17 protein-coding genes are annotated in these 21,831 nt (G+C 57.1%); 15 read left to right on the top strand and 2 right to left on the bottom strand.

The genetic code is table 11. From position 1 onward, the window contains the following. The 15 genes from B9Z34_RS03275 (at position 1) to arfB (ending at position 14,864) form a co-directional block, all read left to right on the top strand. Positions 1–1,254, top strand: coding sequence for an NADH-quinone oxidoreductase subunit D (locus B9Z34_RS03275; protein WP_108426644.1), 1,254 nt, complete (start codon positions 1–3; stop codon positions 1,252–1,254). Continuing rightward, on the top strand, positions 1,251–1,739 hold the full coding sequence (gene nuoE, locus B9Z34_RS03270) for an NADH-quinone oxidoreductase subunit NuoE (RefSeq protein WP_108426643.1): 489 nt from the start codon (positions 1,251–1,253) through the stop codon (positions 1,737–1,739). The genes B9Z34_RS03275 and nuoE overlap by 4 nt, the downstream gene beginning before the upstream one ends. Beyond that, a complete protein-coding gene (nuoF, locus tag B9Z34_RS03265; RefSeq protein WP_108426642.1) occupies positions 1,739–3,115 on the top strand; it encodes an NADH-quinone oxidoreductase subunit NuoF in 1,377 nt (458 codons plus the stop codon). Before nuoE ends, nuoF begins: the two co-directional genes overlap by 1 nt. Next, a complete protein-coding gene (gene nuoG, locus B9Z34_RS03260) occupies positions 3,108–5,216 on the top strand; it encodes an NADH-quinone oxidoreductase subunit NuoG (protein ID WP_108426641.1) in 2,109 nt (702 codons plus the stop codon). The genes nuoF and nuoG overlap by 8 nt, the downstream gene beginning before the upstream one ends. Beyond that, complete coding sequence (gene nuoH, locus B9Z34_RS03255; protein ID WP_108426640.1) at positions 5,213–6,295, top strand: NADH-quinone oxidoreductase subunit NuoH; 1,083 nt, start codon at positions 5,213–5,215, stop codon at positions 6,293–6,295. Before nuoG ends, nuoH begins: the two co-directional genes overlap by 4 nt. A 22-nt stretch (positions 6,296–6,317) precedes the next feature. Further along, positions 6,318–6,818 (top strand): NADH-quinone oxidoreductase subunit NuoI, encoded by a 501-nt coding sequence (gene nuoI / locus B9Z34_RS03250; RefSeq protein WP_369907564.1) that lies wholly within the window; start codon positions 6,318–6,320, stop codon positions 6,816–6,818. A 37-nt stretch (positions 6,819–6,855) separates the two neighbouring features. Beyond that, the gene (locus B9Z34_RS03245; RefSeq protein ID WP_108426638.1) at positions 6,856–7,494 is read left to right on the top strand and encodes an NADH-quinone oxidoreductase subunit J; all 639 of its coding nucleotides are present in this window, start codon (positions 6,856–6,858) and stop codon (positions 7,492–7,494) included. Beyond that, positions 7,494–7,802: an NADH-quinone oxidoreductase subunit NuoK gene (gene nuoK, locus B9Z34_RS03240; protein WP_100119811.1), complete on the top strand. Its 309-nt coding sequence runs from the start codon at positions 7,494–7,496 to the stop codon at positions 7,800–7,802. The genes B9Z34_RS03245 and nuoK overlap by 1 nt, the downstream gene beginning before the upstream one ends. A 7-nt stretch (positions 7,803–7,809) precedes the next feature. Then, entirely contained in the window at positions 7,810–9,837 is a 2,028-nt protein-coding gene (gene nuoL / locus B9Z34_RS03235) for an NADH-quinone oxidoreductase subunit L (RefSeq protein WP_108426637.1), read from the top strand. Positions 9,838–9,859: 22 nt separating this feature from the next. Beyond that, a complete protein-coding gene (locus B9Z34_RS03230; RefSeq protein WP_108426636.1) occupies positions 9,860–11,335 on the top strand; it encodes an NADH-quinone oxidoreductase subunit M in 1,476 nt (491 codons plus the stop codon). 49 nt (positions 11,336–11,384) lie between these two features. After that, positions 11,385–12,872: an NADH-quinone oxidoreductase subunit NuoN gene (nuoN, locus tag B9Z34_RS03225; protein ID WP_108426635.1), complete on the top strand. Its 1,488-nt coding sequence runs from the start codon at positions 11,385–11,387 to the stop codon at positions 12,870–12,872. Between the two features lie 10 nt (positions 12,873–12,882). Next, entirely contained in the window at positions 12,883–13,185 is a 303-nt protein-coding gene (locus B9Z34_RS03220) for a DUF2818 family protein (protein WP_108426634.1), read from the top strand. A gap of 24 nt (positions 13,186–13,209) precedes the next feature. Further along, a complete protein-coding gene (locus B9Z34_RS03215) occupies positions 13,210–13,794 on the top strand; it encodes an NUDIX domain-containing protein (protein WP_108426633.1) in 585 nt (194 codons plus the stop codon). A gap of 12 nt (positions 13,795–13,806) precedes the next feature. Next, on the top strand, positions 13,807–14,328 hold the full coding sequence (locus B9Z34_RS03210; RefSeq protein ID WP_108426632.1) for a DUF1178 family protein: 522 nt from the start codon (positions 13,807–13,809) through the stop codon (positions 14,326–14,328). A gap of 134 nt (positions 14,329–14,462) precedes the next feature. Then, a complete protein-coding gene (arfB, locus tag B9Z34_RS03205; protein WP_108426631.1) occupies positions 14,463–14,864 on the top strand; it encodes an alternative ribosome rescue aminoacyl-tRNA hydrolase ArfB in 402 nt (133 codons plus the stop codon). Positions 14,865–14,990: 126 nt separating this feature from the next. Here arfB and B9Z34_RS14765 read toward each other — a convergent pair whose 3' ends face one another. Together B9Z34_RS14765 and B9Z34_RS03190 are read right to left on the bottom strand one after the other, a co-directional pair. Continuing rightward, positions 14,991–20,522, bottom strand: coding sequence for an ESPR-type extended signal peptide-containing protein (locus B9Z34_RS14765; RefSeq protein ID WP_158268694.1), 5,532 nt, complete (start codon positions 20,520–20,522; stop codon positions 14,991–14,993). Between the two features lie 89 nt (positions 20,523–20,611). Then, a complete protein-coding gene (locus B9Z34_RS03190; protein WP_158268693.1) occupies positions 20,612–21,511 on the bottom strand; it encodes a SapC family protein in 900 nt (299 codons plus the stop codon). Positions 21,512–21,831: the final 320 nt, after the last annotated feature.

Raw genomic sequence — 21,831 nt, 5'->3', positions numbered from 1 at the left:
ATGGCCGAAATCAAAAACTACACCCTGAACTTTGGTCCACAGCACCCGGCTGCGCACGGTGTGTTGCGCTTGGTGCTGGAACTCGACGGCGAGGTGGTGCAGCGCGCCGACCCGCACATTGGTCTGTTGCACCGCGCCACCGAAAAGCTGGCCGAGCACAAGACCTACATCCAGTCGCTGCCCTACATGGACCGCCTGGACTATGTGTCGATGATGTGCAACGAGCACGCTTACTGCCTGGCCATCGAAAAGATGTTGGGTCTGGAAGTGCCGATGCGCGCCCAGTACATCCGCGTGATGTTCTCGGAAATCACCCGCATCCTGAACCACCTCATGTGGCTCGGCTCGCACGGCAACGACTGCGGCAGCTCGACCATCCTGATCTACACCTTCCGCGAGCGTGAAGACCTGTTTGACATGTACGAAGCCGTGTCGGGCGCCCGCATGCATGCCGCGTATTTCCGCCCCGGTGGTGTTTACCGTGACCTGCCTGACAGCATGCCGCAGTACAAGGCCAGCAAGGTCAAGAACGCCAAGACTATCGCCGAGATGAACAAGAACCGCCAGGGTTCCCTGCTGGATTTCATCGACGATTTCACGCAGCGTTTCCCCAAGTGTGTCGACGAGTACGAAACCCTGCTGACCGACAACCGCATCTGGAAGCAACGCACCGTGGGCATTGGCGTGGTCCCGCCCGAGCGCGCCCTGAACCTGGGCATGACTGGCCCCATGTTGCGTGGCTCGGGCTTTGCCTGGGACCTGCGCAAGAAGCAGCCCTACGACGCCTACGACCAGGTCGAATTTGATGTGCCGGTGGGCAAGACCGGTGACAGCTACGACCGCTATTTGGTGCGCGTGCAGGAGATGCGGGAGTCCAACCGCATCATCCAGCAGTGCGTGAAATGGCTGCGTGCCAACCCTGGCCCGGTCATCACCGACAACCACAAAGTGGCGCCGCCTTCACGCGAAGGCATGAAGTCCAACATGGAAGACTTGATCCACCATTTCAAGCTCTTCACCGAAGGTTTCCGCGTGCCAGAAGGCGAGGCCTATGCCGCAGTCGAGCACCCCAAGGGTGAGTTCGGTATCTACATGGTGAGCGATGGTGCCAACAAGCCCTACCGCCTGAAAATTCGTGCCCCGGGCTTTGCCCATTTGGCCACTCTCGATGAAATGGCCAAAGGCCACATGCTGGCCGACGCGGTCGCCATCATCGGGACGATGGACATTGTTTTTGGAGAGATTGACCGATGATCTCTGAGTCAACCAAAGCGCGCTTTGCGCGTGAAGTCGCCAAGTTCCCTGCAGACCAGAAGCAGTCGGCCGTGATGGCTTGCCTGTCGATCGTGCAGCAAGAACAAGGCTGGGTCAGCCCCGTCAGCGAGCAGGTCGTGGCCGATTACCTGGGCATGCCGGTGATGGCGGTCCACGAAGTGACCACCTTCTACAACATGTACAACCAAAAGCCGGTGGGCAAGTTCAAGCTGAACGTTTGCACCAACCTGCCTTGCCAGTTGCGCGGTGGCCAAAAGGCCCTCGAACATCTGGAGCACAAGTTGGGTGTTCATGCGGGCGAAACCACGGCCGACGGTCTGTTCACCCTGCAACCCAGCGAGTGCCAGGGCGCTTGCGCCGATGCGCCGGTGCTGCTGGTGAATGACCGCCACATGTGCAGTTTTATGAGCCATGAAAAACTCGACCAACTCGTCGACAGCCTGAAGAAAGCCGAGGCCGCCTGATGAAAGTCGAACAAATCCTGAGCCAATTCCAGGCCACGGGCGTGGAAACCTGCTTCCATGACCGCCACATCAATCCGCAAATCTATGCCGGTTTGAATGGCCAGAACTGGGGCATCAAAGATTACGAAGCGCGCGGCGGTTATGCCGCCTTGCGCAAGATCCTCGGCAAGGATGGTGGCGAAGGCCTCACCCAAGACCAGGTGATCGCCACCGTCAAGGAATCCGGCCTGCGTGGTCGCGGCGGTGCGGGCTTCCCCACGGGTCTGAAGTGGAGCTTCATGCCCCGCCAGTTCCCTGGTCAGAAATATTTGGTCTGCAACTCGGACGAAGGCGAGCCGGGCACCTGCAAAGACCGCGACATCATGGAGTACAACCCCCACACGGTGATCGAAGGCATGATCATCGCGGCTTACGCCATGGGCATCAGCGTGGGTTACAACTACATCCACGGCGAAATCTTCCACACCTACGAGCGCTTTGAAGCAGCCCTTGAAGAAGCCCGCGCAGCAGGCTATCTGGGCAACAACATTCTGGGCAGCACCTTCAGCTTCCAGTTGCACGCCTCGCACGGTTTTGGCGCTTACATCTGCGGCGAAGAAACCGCGCTGCTCGAATCGCTCGAAGGCAAAAAAGGCCAACCGCGCTTCAAGCCACCGTTCCCTGCGAGCTTCGGCTTGTACGGCAAGCCCACCACCATCAACAACACCGAGACCTTCGCGGCGGTGCCCTGGATCATCCGCAGCGGTGGCCAGGCTTATCTGGAATGCGGCAAGCCCAACAACGGCGGCACCAAGATCTTCTCGGTCAGCGGCGACGTGGAGCGCCCCGGCAACTATGAAGTGCCCATGGGCACACCGTTTGCCAAGCTGCTTGAGCTCGCTGGTGGCGTGCGCGGTGGCCGCAAGCTCAAGGCCGTGATCCCCGGCGGTTCGTCTTCGCCCGTGATTCCGGCCGATTTGATGATGACCTTGACCATGGACTACGACAGCATCGCCAAAGAGGGCGGTTCGATGTTGGGCTCTGGCGCGGTCATCGTCATGGACGAGACACGCTGCATGGTCAAGGCCCTGGCGCGTTTGTCTTACTTTTACTCGCACGAGTCGTGTGGCCAGTGCACCCCTTGCCGCGAGGGCACAGGCTGGCTCTGGCGCATGGTCGACCGCATCGAGCGCGGCCTGGGCCGTCCCAGCGACATCGACATGCTCGACAGCGTGGCGGGCAACATCATGGGCCGCACCATTTGCGCCTTGGGCGACGCAGCGGCCATGCCGGTGCGCGGCATGCTCAAGCATTTCCGTCACGAATTTGTACACCTCATCGAGCACAAGACCTCTGTGGTCAGCGCCGATGCAACAGCGGTGAAGACCCATGGTTGAAATAGAACTCGACGGTCAGAAAGTGGAAGTTGCCGAAGGCAGCATGGTGATGCATGCCGCCGAAAAAGCAGGCACCTACATTCCCCATTTCTGCTACCACAAGAAACTCTCCATCGCGGCCAACTGCCGCATGTGCCTGGTCGAGGTCGAAAAAGCCCCCAAGCCCATGCCCGCCTGCGCCACGCCCGTGACACAGGGCATGATCGTGCGCACCAAGAGCGACAAAGCGATTGCGGCGCAGAAGTCGGTCATGGAGTTTTTGCTGATCAACCACCCGCTCGATTGCCCCATCTGCGACCAGGGCGGTGAGTGCCAGTTGCAAGACCTGGCCGTGGGTTACGGCGGCAGCACCTCGCGTTACGAAGAAGAAAAGCGCGTGGTCTTTCACAAGGAAGTTGGCCCGCTGATCTCCATGGAAGAGATGAGCCGCTGCATCCATTGCACACGTTGTGTGCGCTTTGGCCAGGAAGTGGCGGGTGCCATGGAGCTGGGCATGTCCCACCGTGGCGAGCATGCCGAGATCGAAACCTTCTTGGGCCAGACCATCGACTCCGAGTTGTCGGGCAACATGATCGACATTTGCCCTGTTGGTGCCCTGACCAGCAAGCCTTTCCGCTACCACGCCCGCACCTGGGAGTTGTCGCGCCGCAAGTCGGTTGCGGCACACGACTCGTCCGGTGCTAACCTGGTCGTGCAGGTCAAGAACAACCAGGTTATGCGCGTGGTGCCACTCGAGAACGAAGAAGTCAACGAGTGCTGGATTGCCGACCGTGACCGCTTCTCTTACGAAGCACTTAACGGCGGCGACCGCTTGACCCAGCCCATGCTCAAGCAGGGCGGCGAGTGGAAAACCGTCGACTGGCAGACCGCGCTTGAATACGTGGCCAATGGCTTGCGCAACATCCAGCGCGACCATGGTGCGAACAGCATCGGCGCATTGGTCAGCCCGCATAGCACCCTGGAAGAGTTGTACCTGGCTGGCGCTTTGATGCGCGGACTGGGTTCGGACAACATCGATCACCGTTTGCGTCACGCTGAGTTTGGCGCTTCCGAAGGTGTCCGCACTCTGGGCACATCGATCGCATCGCTTTCCACTTTGCAGCGCGTGCTGGTGGTGGGCTCCAACCTGCGCAAGGATCACCCGCTGTTTGCCCTGCGCATGCGCCACGCCGTGCGCCACGGCGCTCAGCTCAACGTCATCACGTCATCTGCAGCTTTCGGCCATGCCGACGCCTGGGCCATGCCCGTGGCGCAAGCCGTGCTGACCGACGCTTCGGGCTGGGCGCAAGCCTTGGCCGATGTGGCCGCAGCCATCGCGGCAGAGAAGGGCGTTGCAGCGCCTGTGACGGGCAACGCCACCGCGCAGGCCCAAGCCATCGCCAAGTCCTTGTTGGGCGGCGAGCGCAAAGCCGTGCTGCTGGGCAATGCCGCAGCGCACGCAGCCAACGCATCGAGCCTGCTGGCCTTGGCCAACTGGATTGCCGAGCAAACCGGCGCGACTGTGGGTTACCTGACCGAAGCGGCCAACACCGTGGGCGCGCAGTGGGTCGGGGCCCAGCCGCAAACCGGTGGCAAGCATGCAGGCCAAATGCTGGCCGGTGGCTTGAAAGCCGCTATCTTGCTGAACACCGAACCCGAGTTCGACAGCGCTGCAGGCAGCGCCGCTGCACACGCTTTGGGTCAGGCCGAGATGGTCGTGACACTCAGCCCTTTCAAAGCCAACATGGCTTTCAGCGATGTGTTGTTGCCCATTGCGCCGTTCACCGAAACATCGGGTTCCTTTGTCAACGCCGAAGGCCGCCTGCAAAGCTTCCATGCCGTGGTCAAGCCTTTGGCCGAGACACGTCCTGCCTGGAAAGTGCTGCGTGTGCTGGCCAATTTGCTCGACATCCCGGGCGTGTCTTTTGAAACTTCGCAAGAGGTGCTGGCCCGTGCCACGGCCAAGCCTTTGGTGGCTTCGAATGCCACGCGCGCTGCGATCACGTTGACCGCCACAACCGCAGCACCCGTGAGCGCTTCGATCTACCAGCTCGACAGCATCGTTCGCCGTGCGCCGTCCTTGCAGCTGACCGCAGACGCCCGCCAGGAGGTGACCCCATGATTGACGCTCTGTACAACGGCGGCCTGAACTTGGTCGCTGCCAGCTGGTGGGCCACTTTGGTTTGGCCTGTTTTGTGGATCTTGCTCAAGATCGTGGCCATCCTCGCGCCTTTGATGGGCGCTGTGGCTTACCTGACGCTGTGGGAGCGCAAGCTGCTGGGCTTCATGCAAGTGCGCCATGGCCCCAACCGCGTAGGCCCCATGGGCTTGTTGCAGCCGATTGCCGATGCGCTCAAGCTCCTGACCAAGGAACTGATCAACCCGACAGCGGCCAGCATGGGCTTGTTCCGCCTCGGCCCCATCATGGCCATCATGCCGGCCCTGGCCGCCTGGGTGGCGATTCCCTTCGGGCCCGAAGTGGCGCTGACCAACATCAACGCTGGTCTTTTGCTGGTGATGGCCATCACCTCGATTGAAGTGTATGGCGTGATCATCGCGGGTTGGGCGTCCAACTCCAAGTACGCCTTTTTGGGTGCGCTGCGTGCGTCGGCCCAGATGGTCAGCTACGAAATCGCCATGGGCTTTTGCTTCCTGGTGGTCTTGATGGTCTCGGGCAGCATGAACCTGACCGAAATCGTGCTCGCGCAAGGCAAAGGCCAAATGGCCCACATGGGTTTGGGTTTCCTGTCCTGGAACTGGCTGCCTTTGTTGCCGATTTTCCTGGTGTACCTGATCTCGGGTGTGGCCGAAACCAACCGTCACCCCTTTGACGTGGTCGAAGGTGAAGCCGAAATCGTGGCCGGACACATGGTCGAGTACTCGGGCATGGGCTTTGCCATCTTCTTCCTGGCCGAATACGCTAGCATGTGGCTGGTGTCCATCCTGGCGGTGATCATGTTCCTGGGCGGCTGGTTGCCACCCATCGACAGCGCCTTGTTCAACGCCATTCCAGGCTGGATCTGGCTGGGTCTCAAGACTTTCCTGATCGTGTCCATGTTCATCTGGATTCGCGCCACATTCCCGCGCTTCCGTTACGACCAGATCATGCGTCTGGGCTGGAAGATTTTCATCCCGGTCACCTTGGTGTGGCTGCTGGTGGTGGGCGTTTGGCTCCACTCGCCATGGAACATCTGGAAATAAGCGGCGCACGACCATGACCACAATGACTGCTTCCAATTTCTCGATCAAGGACTTCCTCAAGAGCTTCATGCTCGTGGAGTTGTTCAAGGGCATGGCCCTGACCGGACGCTACGCTTTCGCCCGCAAGGTGACGGTGCAGTTCCCGGAAGAAAAAACACCGCTGTCGCCACGTTTCCGTGGCCTGCACGCGCTGCGCCGCTACGACAACGGTGAAGAGCGCTGCATCGCGTGCAAACTGTGCGAAGCCGTGTGTCCGGCGATGGCCATCACCATCGAAGCGGGCCAGCGCGAAGACGGTTCACGCCGCACCACACGCTACGACATCGACCTGACCAAGTGCATCTTCTGCGGCTTTTGCGAAGAAAGCTGTCCGGTCGATTCGATTGTCGAGACGCACATTTTTGAATACCACGGCGAAAAACGCGGTGACCTGTACTTCACCAAGGACATGTTGCTGGCCGTGGGCGACCGTTACGAAAAAGAGATCGCTGCGGCCAAAGCTGCTGACGCTCCTTACCGTTGAACGCTGCCCAGTCCTGAACACTTAAAAAGACAGACCTATGGACGTCAAGACCGGTTTCTTCTACCTCTTCTCGGTGGTGCTGCTGTTTGCAGCCTTCCGGGTGGTCACCGCACGCAACCCCGTGCATGCGGTGCTGTTCCTCATGCTGGCTTTCTCGCAAGCATCGGCTGTGTGGTTCCTGCTCCATGCCGAATTCCTGGCCATCCTGCTGGTGCTGGTGTACCTGGGCGCGGTGATGGTGCTCTTCCTGTTCGTGGTGATGATGCTGGACATCCACATCGACACCGTGCGCAGGGGCTTCTGGAAAAACTTCCCGCTCGCAGCCACCTTGGGGGCCATCGTGGCCCTCGAGATGGCCGCTGTGTTGTTGTCCGGTTTCCGTCTGTCCGAAGCGCCCGCCATGGCGACAGGTGCGGTGCCCGTGGACAACGCGAAGGCCTTGGGCATCCTGCTCTACACCGAGTACCTGATGCCGATCCAGATTGCGGCGGCCATTTTGTTGGTGGCCATGATCGCGGCGATTGCCCTGACCCTGCGCGAGCGCAAGGACAGCAAGGCGATTGATCCGTCCATCCAGGTTCGGGTGCGTGCGGCCGACCGCATGCAAGTGGTCAAGATGGCCCCGACCCAAGCGGCGCCTGCCCCGGTTGTGGCGGCTGCGGAGGAAAGCAAATGATGACACTGACCCTGGGGCACTTCCTGTCGCTCGGCGCGATGCTGTTCGCATTGGCCGTGATCGGCATCTTCCTGAACCGCAAGAACCTGATCGTTTTGCTCATGGCCATCGAGCTGATGTTGCTGGCCGTGAACATGAACTTTGTGGCGTTCTCGCACTACCTGGGTGATATGCACGGCCAAGTGTTCGTGTTCTTCATCCTCACGGTGGCTGCAGCCGAATCGGCCATTGGCCTGGCCATCCTGGTGCTGTTGTTCCGCAACAAGAACAACATCAACGTGGACGAACTCAATTCGCTCAAGGGTTAACAAGAATATGAGTCAAACCCTCAACGCAAGCACGCTGCTGGCTGTGCCGCTGGCCCCTCTGGTGGGCTCGGTGCTGGCCGGTGTTCTCGGCACCCAATTTGGTGGCAACTGGATCGGCCGTCGCCTGTCGCATACCCTGACCATATTGGGTGTGCTGGTGGCCTTCATCCTGTCGGCCATGACGCTCAAGAACGTCATCGACGGTGCCCGTTTCAACGAGACCCTCTACACCTGGATGGTGGTGGGTGGCCTGAAGATGGAAGTCGGCTTTCTGGTCGACGGCATCACCGCCATGATGATGTGTGTGGTGACCTTTGTGTCGCTGATGGTGCACATTTACACCATTGGCTACATGGAAGAAGACGAAGGCTACAACCGCTTCTTCGCTTACATCTCGCTGTTCACCTTCTCCATGTTGATGCTCGTCATGAGCAACAACCTGCTGCAGCTGTTCTTCGGCTGGGAAGCCGTGGGTCTGGTGTCGTATTTGCTGATCGGCTTCTGGTACAACAAGCCGACCGCCATCTTCGCCAACATGAAGGCCTTTTTGGTCAACCGTGTGGGTGACTTCGGCTTCATCCTCGGCATTGGCCTGATCGTGGCCTACACCGGCACGCTCAACTACACCGAGTTGTTTGCCAAGGCCAACGAGCTGGCCGCCATCAATTTCCCCTGGTATGTGTTCGGTCTGGACGGCATGCTGATCACTGTGATCTGCATCTGCCTGTTCATTGGCGCCATGGGCAAGTCGGCTCAGTTCCCGCTGCATGTGTGGTTGCCTGACTCGATGGAAGGCCCGACCCCGATTTCTGCCCTGATCCACGCCGCCACCATGGTGACGGCCGGTATCTTCATGGTGGCCCGCATGTCGCCGCTGTTCGAGTTGTCCGATGCGGCTCTCAACTTCATCATGGTGGTCGGCTCCATCACAGCCTTGTTCATGGGCTTTTTGGGCATCATCCAGAACGACATCAAGCGCGTGGTGGCTTATTCGACCTTGTCGCAGCTCGGATACATGACTGTCGCTTTGGGCGCTTCGGCCTACTCGGTCGCGGTGTTCCACCTGATGACGCACGCGTTCTTCAAAGCGCTGCTCTTCTTGGGTGCCGGTTCCGTCATCATGGGCATGCACCACAACCAGGACATCCGCTGGATGGGCGGCGTGCGCAAGTACATGCCCATCACCTGGATCACGTCTTTGCTGGGCTCGCTGGCCCTGATCGGCACGCCGCTGTTCTCGGGTTTTTATTCCAAGGACAGCATCATCGAAGCCGTGCACCTGAGCACCTTGCCTGCCGCTGGCTTTGCCAACTTCGCAGTGCTGGCGGGTGTGTTCGTCACTGCCTTCTATTCGTTCCGCATGTACTTCCTGGTCTTCCACGGCCCGGAGCGTTACGACCAGAACCCGGATGCTCACCATGATGACCACCACGGTCACGATGACCATGGCCACGACAAACCTCACGAATCGCCTTGGGTGGTCACGGTGCCTCTGGTCTTGCTGGCCATTCCTTCGGTGGTGATCGGTTTCATGACCATCCAGCCCATGCTGTATGGCGACTTCTTCAAAGACGTGATCTTTGTGGACGCAGCCAAGCACCCTGCGATGACGCAATTGGGTGAGCTGTTCCACGGCCCTGTGGCCATGGCGCTGCATGGCTTGAGCACGGCACCGTTCTGGCTGGCTTTGGCTGGTGTGGTGACCGCCTGGTACATGTACCTGGTTAATCCCAAGGTCCCGGCATTCTTTGCCCGTGCCTTGCGTCCGCTGATCGTGGTCATGGAGAACAAGTACTTCATGGACTGGATCAACGAGAACATTCTGGCCAAGGGCGCTCGCGGCTTGGGCCTGGGCCTGTGGAAGATGGGCGACCGCGCCATCATCGACGGCTTGGTCGTCAACGGCTCCTGGAAAGTCGTGGGTCTCGTGTCCGGTTTGGTGCGCTGGTTCCAGTCGGGCTTCCTGTACCACTATGCCCTGGTGATGATTTTGGGTGTGCTCGTGCTGATGACGTATTTCGTCTGGCTCGCTTAACGGTTTTGAGGACAAGATAAAAATGGGATTGTTAAGCCTTGCCATCTGGATGCCGATTGCTTTCGGTATCGTCTTGCTGGCCCTCGGTCGTGACAGCCAAGCCCGCGCCGTGCGCTGGTTGGCGCTGGTCGGCTCGATCGCCAGTTTCCTGGTCACGCTGCCCTTGTACTCGGGCTTTCAGCTCGGCACTTCGGCTATGCAGTTTGTCGAAAAGGCCTCGTGGATTGAGCGCTTCAATGTGCACTACCACCTGGGCGTGGACGGTATTTCGCTGTGGCTGGTGTTGCTCACCGCGTTCATCAACGTGATCGTGGTGATTGCGGGCTGGGAAGTCATCACCCGCAAGGTCAACCAGTACATGGCCGCCTTCATGATCCTGTCGGGTCTGATGATCGGCGTGTTCAGTGCGCTCGACGGTATCTTGTTCTACGTCTTCTTCGAAGCCACGCTGATCCCGATGTACCTGATCATCGGTATCTGGGGTGGTCCGAACAAGATTTATGCGGCTTTCAAGTTCTTCCTCTACACCTTGCTCGGCTCCTTGTTGATGCTGATCGCACTGGTCTACCTGTACACCGCTTCGAACGGCAGCTTTGACATCCTGACCTGGCACAAACTGCCGCTGTCGGGTTCGGTGCAGACCTTGCTGTTCTTCGCCTTCTTTGCGGCTTTTGCCGTGAAGGTGCCCATGTGGCCGGTGCACACCTGGTTGCCCGATGTGCACGTCGAAGCGCCGACGGGCGGCTCGGCCGTGCTGGCGGCCATCATGCTCAAGCTGGGCGCTTATGGTTTCCTGCGTTTCTCGATGCCCATCGCACCCGATGCCGCACGCGAGTGGGGCATGTTCATCATCATCTTGTCGTTGGTGGCCGTGGTCTATGTGGGCTTGGTGGCCATGGTGCAGCAGGACATGAAGAAGCTGGTGGCTTACTCGTCGGTGGCGCACATGGGTTTTGTGACCCTAGGTTTTTTCATCTTCAACCCCTTGGGAGTGTCCGGCGGCATCGTGCAGATGATTGCGCACGGCTTTGTGTCTGCAGCCATGTTCCTGTCAATCGGCGTGCTGTACGACCGCGTGCACTCGCGTGAAATCGCCAGCTATGGCGGTGTGGTCAACACCATGCCCAAGTTCGCAGCTTTCGCCCTGTTCTTTGCCATGGCCAACTGCGGCTTGCCAGGCACCGCCGGTTTTGTGGGCGAGTGGATGGTGATTCTGGGTGCCGTGAAGTTCAACTTCTGGATCGGCTTGTTGTCGGCTTCGGCCCTGATCTTTGGCGCTGCTTACACCTTGTGGATGTTCAAGCGCGTTTACCTGGGGCCTGTGGCCAACAACGATGTCAAGGAACTGACCGACATCAATGGCCGCGAATTCCTGATGCTGGCCTTGCTGGCGGCCGCCGTGCTCTACATGGGCGTCTACCCCAAGCCTTTCACCGACGTGATGGACACTTCGGTGGCCGACTTGCTCAAACACGTGGCCTTGTCCAAGCTGCCTTGAGCAGTGGGCATCGAACGTTTCGCCTGATTAGAAAATTGAGAGAACACAGATGATGGACAACTCCAGCTGGATGACGGTTTACCCCGAGATCGTGTTGCTGGTCATGGCTTGCGTGATCGCGCTGGTCGACCTCTTCGTGAAAAGCCCCAAGCGCACCGCCACCTATGTGCTGACCTTGTTGTCTTTGGGCGGTGTGGCCTGGCTGCACGCCATGTATGCCGATGCCGGGCAGACGCTGTACGGCTTTGGCCGTCTGGTGGTCAGTGATCCCATGGGCCACTGGCTCAAGTGCTTTGCCACCATCGCCGTCATGGTGACCCTGGTTTATTCGCGTCCTTATGCAGCCGACCGCGACATGCTGCGTGGCGGCGAGCTGTTCAGCCTGAGCCTGTTTGCCTTGCTGGGCATGAGTTTCATGATCTCGGGTCAGAACTTCATCGTGATTTACCTGGGCCTGGAGCTGCTGACGCTGTCCAGCTACGCCCTGGTGGCCCTGCGCCGTGACCACACGCAAGCGACCGAAGCGGCCATGAAGTACTTTGTGCTGGGTGCCATGGCTTCGGGCTTCTTGCTGTACGGCATGTCCATGATGTACGGCGCAACGGGCAGCCTGGAGTTGTCTGAGGTGCTCAAGGCCATTGCCACAGGTCAGGTCAACCACCAGGTGCTGGTGTTCGGTCTGGTGTTCATCGTGGCCGGTCTGGCTTTCAAGATCGGTGCGGTGCCTTTCCACATGTGGATCCCCGACGTCTACCAAGGCGCACCCACGGCCATTACCCTGATGATCGGTGGCGCACCCAAATTGGCCGCATTCGCCATCATGATGCGTTTGCTTGTCGAAGGCTTGTTGCCTTTGGCATTTGATTGGCAGCAAATGTTGTCGCTGTTGGCCATTGGCTCTTTGCTGGTCGGTAACCTGGCCGCCATTGCCCAGACCAACCTCAAGCGCATGTTGGCCTACTCGACCATTGCGCAGATGGGTTTTGTGCTGTTGGGTTTTGTGGCTGGGGTCATCAACGGCCAAACTATTCTGGCAGCCAATGCCTACAGCTCGGCCATGTTCTACACGGTGTCTTATGTGCTCACCACTTTGGCGGCTTTCGGCGTGATCATGTTGCTGGCGCGTCAAGGTTTTGAGAGCGAAGAAATCACCGATCTGGCCGGTTTGAACCAACGCAGCCCCTTGTACGCGGGCGTGATGGCGATCTGTCTGTTCTCGATGGCGGGCATCCCGCCGATGGTCGGCTTCTATGCCAAGCTGTCTGTGTTGCAGTCGCTCATCGTCTCGGGTCAGGGCTTCTACATGGGCTTGGCGATCTTTGCGGTCATCATGTCCCTGATCGGTGCCTTCTATTACTTGCGCGTGGTCAAGGTCATGTACTTTGACGAGCCAGTGACAGCCACCACCGTCTCGGCCACCACCGATGTGCGTGTGGTCTTGTCGGTCAATGGTTTGCTGGTTTTGGCGCTGGGCATCGTGCCGGGCGCTTTGATGGCCCTGTGTGCCAACGCTGTGGCCAGCATGCTGGCCATCTGATCGGCGCAGCATGTCTGTTTCTGCGCAAATCGGTTTTTTGGTGGTCTTGGCTTTGCTGGCTGCCAATTTGCCGTTTGCCAACCAGCGTATTTTTTTGGTGGGGCCGCAGCGCAGCTCCAAACCACTGCATTGGCGTTTGGCCGAAATGGTGGTGCTGTACTTTGTGGTCGGCGGTATCGGCCTGGCACTTGAAAATCACAGCGGTCAGATCGCACCCCAAGGCTGGGAGTTTTACGCGGTCACTGGCACCATGTTTGTGACGCTGGCCTTCCCGGGTTTTGTCTACCGCTACCTGATGCACCGCAAGCATTGAACGCCTGCCGGTCAGCACACACGCATGTCTGACGATCATCTGATCGAGCACAGGGTCAGCCAGCAAGAGTTGCTGCACGGCCATTTCCTCCACGCCTTTCGCGACACGGTACGCCTGCCGAATCAGGCCCTGGCCACGCGTGAATATGTGGTCCACCCCGGTGCGGTCATGGTCATCCCCATGCTGGACACACCCGAGGGCATGCGCCTGGTGCTGGAGCGCCAATACCGTTACCCGGTGGGGCAAGTCATGATTGAGTTCCCCGCGGGAAAGCTCGATGCAGGTGAAGACCCTTGGTGGTGCGCTCAGCGCGAGCTGTTCGAAGAAACCGGCTACAGCGCGCGCCAGTGGGCGAGGGCAGGGGTGTTGCACCCGGTGATTGCTTACTCGACCGAGGTGATCGAGATCTGGTTTGCCAAAGACCTGAGCCTGGGCGAACGGCAACTCGATGCTGAAGAGTTTCTGGACGTGTTCACCGCCACGCCCGCGCAGTTGATGGCCTGGTGCCGGGACGGGCAAGTCACCGATGCCAAAACCCTCACCGGTGCGCTTTGGTTGCAAAATACCCTGTCAGGCCAATGGCCGCTGACTTGGCAATCCTTGCCCTGAAACACACCGCCCATGAAAGTCCTCGACCTTCAATGTTCGCAGGGCCACAGCTTTGAAGGCTGGTTTGGCTCGCAAGACGACTACGACACGCAGCGTGCGCGGGGCTTGGTCACGTGCCCGGTGTGCAACGACAGCGAGATTGTCAAAATGCTCTCGGCACCACGCTTGAACCTGGGACACGGCGTGGCCCCGGCTGCATCCGCAAACTCGGGTGATGCTGCAGCAAGTGCCCAGGCCTCAGCGGTGCCTGCTCCCCAAGGCGCGAGCCCCGCAAGCGAAGATCTTGCGTTGGCCCCCGACACTTTGCAGCAAATGCATGTGGCCATGATGAACATGGTCCGCCACGTCATGGCCAACACCGAAGATGTCGGCCCCAAGTTTGCCGAGGAGGCCCGCAAAATCCATTACGGCGAACGCGAAGAGCGCAACATCCGGGGCCAAGCCACCCGCGAAGAAACTGAGGCTTTGTTGGAAGAGGGTATCGAGGTCATGCCCTTGCCCATTCCTGAAAACCTCAAGGGCTCGCTGCAATAAATGCAGCGCCCGTGCGCGATGCGGGATCGTGGTGAAAGTGACTGTGTGGGAGCGAGCCCCCGCTCGCGAATGATGGCCTTACCAAAAATATTTTCGGCCGCAGGGGCGACCTCTTGCAGAGAAAAGACGGCAACATGAAACACACCCTGCACATCGACGACGCTGAAGTGGAGATGAGCGCCATTCGGGCGCAAGGCCCTGGCGGGCAAAACGTCAACAAAGTCTCCAGTGCCATCCAGCTGCGCTTTGATGTGGCGGGCTCATCCTTGCCCGACGACGTCAAGCAGCGTTGGCTGCAGTCGGGCGACAGCCGCCTGACGCAAGAAGGCGTGTTCATCCTCAAGGCCCAGCGCCACCGCACCCAAGAAGCCAACCGCTTGGATGCCTGGGCACGGCTGTACGAAACGCTGGACCAATATGCCAAGCCGCCCAAACCGCGCAAAGCCACCAAGCCCACTTATGGCTCGGTGCAGCGGCGGTTGGAGGGCAAGGCGATGCAGTCGAAGATCAAGGCCTCAAGGCAGGGGCTGCAATAAGGATCACGCTGACTTTTTGCACGAGAAATCCCGAATCCCTCCAAACATGTTAACCGACATATCCAATGCTCTATGAGCATCGGATATGAGAATGGCGTTGAATTATGGTTGCCCCTATCCAATCCATCAGAAGCGTTGCATGTATTTGATTTGCAAAGAGTTGACCGACGTTCCGTCCCCTCTAGCAGCACTCAGACCCATCCGTAAAGCTTGATTTTTGGCCGTATCGACATCAACCGCTACATCGATACTAGAAATGTACTGTGCAGCAGGCAAGCCAGCGACTGAGTAGGAAAAGTCGCGTGCAGACAATGGTGAACCAGTCAGTGAGCGTGCAGCGTTAGCCTCATGCGAGTACATGTATTTGATGAATGGCGAAAAATTTGTTCCCGCTTCGGAAACATATTTGCCTTCAACTTTAACCCCCAAACTTGTTACAGAACTGAAGCTGCGATGTTGAGGATAATAATTACCCCATGTATTGTCGGATTCGCTGTATGCAGTCATCCGTTGACGGTCATGTTGGTACGCCACAAAGGGAGTCACGTTCACAAATTCATGCAAACCGGCTTCGGGTTTTAGCACCTGAAGTTTCAGCCCCAATTCGACCCGTGCACCCAGAGAGTTTGAAGTGTTGGTGCCAGTGATGCTGCGTCCCATGGCGATACGGTTTGAGGAGTTTTCCGTGTGTCCACTCAAAACCATACCTTTGATGTACAGGCTGTTTTGAAATTTTTGCATGCCATAAAGCGCAAAGTTCAAAGAATCAACTGAACCGCTTGTCCACCGATCTGCCACGTTGTATTTGGAAAGATCAACCCCCAATGCCCAGCCAAAGACTTGATTTGTCGAGAGCAAGCGCTCTTGACCTATCGCCACGGCACCGCCAGTGTTCTTGACCGATGCTGAGTTGTAGCTGTGTCCATAGGGGTTGGAATAGCCACCATCACGGTCACGTGATCCGTAGTTGTAGCTGATCCATGAACGTTGCTCTTGACCGCATTGGTCGATCTTGGCGTAAATTCCAGTAGAACAATCGATCAAGACACTGGATTCATCGGCTATGTTCTGACCAAATGCCTTGCGCGCGTCAAAGGCCAGCTGCTGTGCAGCTGTTGTACCTTCACCCGTTAAGGAGTCGATGGCTTGTCTGTACAGCGTTGGGTCACTGATACCTAAAAGCTCAGCGGCGATAGGCTGGTAGGTCGGTACACCTCTGGTCTGTATTTGGTTGACCATGTTAGCGTATGACTTCTGATTGGGTGCCAGCCAGGATGGCGCGTAATCGACGCTGTAATTGAGGTACAGGGTGTTGACCGTCGGACTGCTGGTGTTGAGACCGCTCAGGTTAAAGGTGTTGGGGTCGCTGTCACTTGTGCCGTAAACGGAGAGAGAGGGTTGGAACACCACAGTGGTCGAAGGCTTGCCGTTGGCAAAAGTTGGAAATACGGAAATGCCACCCGCTGTCATAACTCCCGCCGAAGTCATCATCGGAAAACTGAACTTACCAGGTTTGGCGGCGCCAGTTGAGGGGTTGATGGTGACAAAGCCGCCCAATGAAGCTGCACCACTAACGGACACGAAGTCCATGTAATCGTCACGTACTGATCCTGTAGAGAAGTTCGCATCCATCACCAGGTGACCAGTGGCTGACTGGCTGAAATTGCCTGTCAACGCAGTCACCCCATTGGCATTGGACGCCGACATCACAGTATTGAGACCACCTGGGGATAAATAGCCACTGTTGGAAAAGAGATTACCTGAACCTAAATAGATGGTGTTACCCGGGAGGTACATTGAGCCGCTGCCGTTAAGGAAGCTGTTGTTACCGCTGCCGAGATGAACTGAGCCGACGATGGTTCCACCGTTCAAGTTCTGGATGGCGTCATGGCCGCTTGTACCTGTGATCACCGTGTCAAAAACTGTTCCCGCAGTGCGGATGATGGCTTTGTCATTGGGGTCCAGACTGCTGTCATTGACCACTAGATTGTTATTGCCTCCCAGCAAAGCGATGGCAGAACCACCGGCACCGCCTTGAATCAAGCCGCCGTTTTCCAAATAAATATTGCCGTCAGTGAAGCCGGTGCTTTCCAAAGTCACGGCAGTACTTCCTGGTGCCGTTGAGATGATGGTGCTGTGATTTAGAACCGCCATGTTGTAATTTGTAGCCTGATTTCCATAAGCGGACTTACCGTATCCAATCAGCAAATTCATTGCTAAACCACTCGAGGTATCAGCACTGCTCAACAGGTAAATCGCTGTGCCAGTGTTGTCCGAAGTCACAGAGCCGTGTCTGTTATCAAACAATATCGAGCCGGCATTCCCTGAGACTGAAATGCTGCGCAGATCGACAGCCGCCTGTGTGCCTGCTGTTGTGCTGACAATCGTGCCATTGGCGTTGATCGCAGAAACATTGCCTGCCGTCGAGCCTGATCCACCAGCATTGCTGAGTGCAAAAATGGCCGAGGCATCGCCCGACCCGGACACAGAAATGGTGCCGCCTGTGCTGTCTACAGTCACATGACCAGCTGAACCTATGCTGGAGCTGCTCTCAGCGATCACGCCTGTTGAGCGCATGCCACTGCTGAAGATCGTGCCGCTGATGTTGCTGGCCGTGACATTTCCCGCATCCGCTCCTGTCAGGCCATTGACGGCATAAACGCGACTGGCTGCCACCAAGGCAGGCGCATCGTTGCCGGAAGTGAACAATGTCCCTGTGTTCGCTGCAGTGACAGCACCTGATCCATACCCAGAACCAATGCTGAGTGCCATGATCGATGCTGAATTGTTACCACTCGTTGTAGTGATCGCACTGTTACTGACATTCACGTTACCCCCACTACCGGATTGCGCTCCAGCGGGCAGGCCTTGCCAATAAATGTTGTTGGCGTTGAATGAGTCCAATCCATAAACCCCGCCCATACTTAATGCAGTGATGCCGTCTGATCGGGTCCCAATGGTGGCAATATAACCAGCGTTGTTGATGTCGACATCACCGCCGCTGCCACCCATGAGGCTGGCGGAGCCCAATACAGTGCCTGCACTGCCATTGCTGCCGCTGGCTCCTTGTGCCCATGAAAGTGTGCGCGTGCATGTACCACTCAAGAGTGCGCCACCCAGACATGAAACCACGTTATTTGTTGAGCTTGTACTTAAGCCCGCAGCACCACCGGTACCTGCAGCACCTGCAGCACCTGCATCGCCACCTTGGCCACCAATAGCGCCCAAACTTTCTGCCAGAACGGCCGAAGAGTAGATGGTGCCCATGGTCCTCAAAGTTTGAGTATTGGTCACAGTAACCAACCCACCGTTACCGCCATTGCCACCGTTGCCGCCTGCACCACCGCTGCCGCCATTGCCTCCAGTTCCGGGTGTGCCGTTAACGCCTGAGTAAACAAGATCGGCGTTAGGTGATGCATAGCCAGCAGCACCACCAGTGCCACCAGTGCCGCCCGTACCACCCATGCCTCCTACACCGCCAATACCGCCAACACTTGCAGCATGGATGGCGTTCACTCCTGCGGTGATTGAACCCGTGCCATTCAACACGGAGTTGTCAACTGTCACGGTGCCGCCACTTCCACCAGCACCTGCAGAACCACCAGTGCCCCCGTTGAGGGCGTTGCCACCAAGACCACCGCTTGTTGCCTCTGAATAACGCGTAACAATGAAGCTGCCATCACCGGCCCCCCCTGTACCGCCTTGGCCACCCTGACCGCCTTGACCACCAGTACCACCATTGCCGCCAATACTTTGCGCGAGGATGCCTGTGCCGGTCACGCTCAAGGCACCATTGACATTGGTGACAGTCACTGTACCGCCAACACCTCCAGTACCACCGATGCCGCCGATGTAGCCGTTGCCGCCAATGCCGCCACCTGAACCACTGGCTTGGTAGTTACCGAGCATGTCGCCATAAAAAGTGATGCCACCGCCACCCGTGCCACCTTGACCACCTTGGCCACCTTGGCCACCTGTGCCACCTTGACCGCCTATGGCCCTCAGTTCATAACCAGTGCTGACGTTGGCATTAACCACAGAGGTGTTCAGCACAAGAATGCCACCGGATCCACCTGTGCCGCCGATACCACCACTGCCTCCCGTGCCGCCCGAACCGCCCAAATTGGCTGGCGCACCAACAACCACAGCCATGATGTCGCTGGATTCGATTGCTCCTACGGCGGCTGCACCCGTGCCACCTTGGCCTCCAAACCCGCCCTGACCACCTGTGCCACCTTGTCCACCGGTCGTAGTCATCAATGCAAGTCGTCCAGCTGTAGCGGATTCGGCACTTAACGTGAGTGAGACACTGCCACCAGCGCCTCCGATTTGACCCGTGCCGCCGGTACCGCCTTGCGCACCATTGCCACCAATGCCGCCCTGTCTTGCAACCGCATCCGTGTCTGGAATTGTGAGTGGAGGGAAGACAATTACATTGATACGTGGAATTGTCTCTGTGTAGCCGGCCCCACCAGACCCACCTTGTCCACCCGCACCGCCAATGCCTGCAGCTCCCCCTTGACCGCCTGTGGATGAGAGTGTCACAGCTGTTTGTACGCCCGTGAGGGCGATGTTATTTGTCGTCACGGTCACAGGCGAGATGCCATTGCTGTCCTGCCCAGCCAAGCCATTTGAGCCATTTGCAATGGTGTTGCTCAAAGATGTGATGTTGACCGTTGAACTTCCGGTATTCAGAAAATTGAGTGTCAAACCGCTGTATGTCGCCGTGTTTGTGGAGGAGGTATAGGGGTTACTGCCGATCGTGTAGATCGCATCTTGAGATGTCGCTCCGAGAGGGGTTATGGTTGCCCCATCGTATGTGATTGGCGACGGAAGAGTAAACTGCAAACCTAAACTGTCTGTAGCAAGCGTGAAATCGTTGCCTGCACCGGATTTGCCCGCGATTCCCAATACGAGATTGGGGGCGCTACTTGTCCCGGCATCCCCAATGCTGGCGGTATAACCCGCTAAACTGGATCCTTGTGTTGTGGCTGCTGTATTAATAGCAGCTTGCACTTGTTCCAGTGTGGTGTTGGCTGCGAAATTCAACGAAACAGGTGCCCCCACCCCCGTTGGGGTGATAGTCAATTGGAAAGGGTTACCACCATTGAGATAGGTGGTCGATGTAATAGGGGCATTGGTTGCATCCGTACTGCTCATGCTCCACACTTGCGCGCTGGCCAATTGTGTGACTGAAACGGCATACGTTCCCGAAGCGGCCGGCGTTCCAGTGACACCCAAAACAGTGGGGGCAGTGACCGCCAAGTCCAGGTAAGCCCCTCCACCCGGGGCGTTTCTACCGTTGCTGGGGTTGTACACGTTATAGGAGCCAAAGCTGTAGAAGTCAGCACAAGCAGCTCCCCAGCTCATCTGGTTGCAACTGTAACTTCCTGTGTTGCCGCTGACTCCGTTAGGTCCTGCCGATGGAACGAGCGTGATTGGGTTTGCAGTGGATGTGATGACTGTGTCTGCGTATGGTGTTGTCAGATCGATCGCAAAAACTGGCGAAGCCATGATCAGACCTGCCAGAAGCATGGTGTTTGAAGGCCTTGTGGCCGCAACGCAACTTGACTTCTTCCCGTGCCTACGGGTTTTCTCCGAAACCACGACGCAGCACTGTCGAATATGGCACCAGATTGTTGTGAATGATTTGTTCATGATATTTTGGGCTTTGAAGGGTGGGGGGAACCTGAGGCTCTATCGTTGTGCTGAATTTGGCCAAGTAGTCCCAAATTCGTTGTGGTGTTTCACTTGTTTGTTGTCTTGTTGCTTGGCTTGCCAGTCGGATTCGGTATGGCCTTGAGTGCTGGGCGTTGCAACGACGTATCAGATGGCGTTGCAGGAGCCTGGCTTCGTTCTAACAAGGGCACTAAATTACGCAGAGACAAGATGTGGGCATAGACAGCGGCCAGCTCTCCACCCTTGAACCAAGCTAAAACTTTGTCATCTGGCAGTTCTCGCAGTTGAGGTTCATTCACGATCCAGACGCCTTCGATCACGCCGTTACGACCGTTGTGCAAGCGCACTTGCAGGTTTTTTTGAGTCAGTAATTTGGCCTCGTCAAGCTTTTGAATAAAAGTGTTGGTTTGCTTGGCTTGGTTTTGAAAGTCAATCAGACTTGGCATCAATTTGCGCGTAAATTCAGTAGGGACGCCTTGGTCATCAAAAATCCGTTCGCCCTCTGTTCCCCAGTGTGACGCGGAGATATCAGCTGCCAGGCTGAATTGATCTTTGCCGGTTTCAGCCAGAATGAAAGGGTATCGACGCACGCTGAAGGGCACGTAGCGCGCAAGCCAAAGCCCTTTGGGATCGATAAAGGTATTGACTTCAGCCTGCAAGCCAGTCACAGCCAAGGCTAGCCAAATCCCGTCTGTTCCCTTGGTGAACACAATCGCGTACTCATCAGAAGCACTCTGGAACTCTTGTACCACCAGAGGCACAGCTTGACTTTTGGATGCAAAGTCAAAGTTCGTCGGCTTGAAACGCAGCCCCTTGTGCTGTTCGCGGTTAAGTACGACGGGTTTCAGATAAAAAAACGCCGTGGGTAGAGATTTAGTTGATTGGGTCTGGCTGCTGTTTTGTGAGGGTAAGTTCTGCGCTCCAACATTGGAAATGCCAATCAAGAAGGCCAACAGGGTTGTGGTCACTGAGTGTGTTCGAGATGATTTCATTTCGAATATTTAACAATTAAATTTTACTAAATCAAAAATTTTGACGGGAAAAACGATTTGGTTCCTACAAAAACCTACAAATTCAAAAAATAAACCTTGAATTTTTGGATTGATATCAAAAAACTTAAAAATTTGCATTATTTTATTGGTTTTTATAATTTTTAAGAATACTTTTAATTTAATTAATAATTTAATTGAATTCGATGTAGGTTTGTGTAGGATTTTTTGACGTGGCCTTCGTACAGTGTTCACATTTGACGAAATTGACAAAGCAATTTCCAAATTTGGTGACTTAC

Source organism: Limnohabitans sp. Hippo3 (assembly GCF_003063665.1).
In the GTDB taxonomy this organism is placed as follows: Bacteria; Pseudomonadota; Gammaproteobacteria; order Burkholderiales; family Burkholderiaceae_C; genus Limnohabitans_A.
The sequence above is the reverse complement of the archived record's forward strand: the minus strand, read 5'-3'. Positions and strand labels throughout refer to the sequence as shown.

Coding starts and splice junctions, on each gene's coding strand:
- B9Z34_RS03275 (WP_108426644.1), top strand. CDS start 1: ATGGCCGAAATCAAAAACTACACCCTGAACTTTGGTCCACAGCACCCG.
- nuoF (WP_108426642.1), top strand. CDS start 1,739: ATGAAAGTCGAACAAATCCTGAGCCAATTCCAGGCCACGGGCGTGGAA.
- B9Z34_RS03215 (WP_108426633.1), top strand. CDS start 13,210: ATGTCTGACGATCATCTGATCGAGCACAGGGTCAGCCAGCAAGAGTTG.
- nuoN (WP_108426635.1), top strand. CDS start 11,385: ATGATGGACAACTCCAGCTGGATGACGGTTTACCCCGAGATCGTGTTG.
- nuoI (WP_369907564.1), top strand. CDS start 6,318: ATGACTGCTTCCAATTTCTCGATCAAGGACTTCCTCAAGAGCTTCATG.
- B9Z34_RS03245 (WP_108426638.1), top strand. CDS start 6,856: ATGGACGTCAAGACCGGTTTCTTCTACCTCTTCTCGGTGGTGCTGCTG.
- nuoE (WP_108426643.1), top strand. CDS start 1,251: ATGATCTCTGAGTCAACCAAAGCGCGCTTTGCGCGTGAAGTCGCCAAG.
- nuoK (WP_100119811.1), top strand. CDS start 7,494: ATGACACTGACCCTGGGGCACTTCCTGTCGCTCGGCGCGATGCTGTTC.
- B9Z34_RS14765 (WP_158268694.1), bottom strand. CDS start 20,522: ATGAACAAATCATTCACAACAATCTGGTGCCATATTCGACAGTGCTGC.
- B9Z34_RS03210 (WP_108426632.1), top strand. CDS start 13,807: ATGAAAGTCCTCGACCTTCAATGTTCGCAGGGCCACAGCTTTGAAGGC.
- B9Z34_RS03220 (WP_108426634.1), top strand. CDS start 12,883: ATGTCTGTTTCTGCGCAAATCGGTTTTTTGGTGGTCTTGGCTTTGCTG.
- nuoH (WP_108426640.1), top strand. CDS start 5,213: ATGATTGACGCTCTGTACAACGGCGGCCTGAACTTGGTCGCTGCCAGC.
- arfB (WP_108426631.1), top strand. CDS start 14,463: ATGAAACACACCCTGCACATCGACGACGCTGAAGTGGAGATGAGCGCC.
- nuoL (WP_108426637.1), top strand. CDS start 7,810: ATGAGTCAAACCCTCAACGCAAGCACGCTGCTGGCTGTGCCGCTGGCC.
- B9Z34_RS03230 (WP_108426636.1), top strand. CDS start 9,860: ATGGGATTGTTAAGCCTTGCCATCTGGATGCCGATTGCTTTCGGTATC.
- nuoG (WP_108426641.1), top strand. CDS start 3,108: ATGGTTGAAATAGAACTCGACGGTCAGAAAGTGGAAGTTGCCGAAGGC.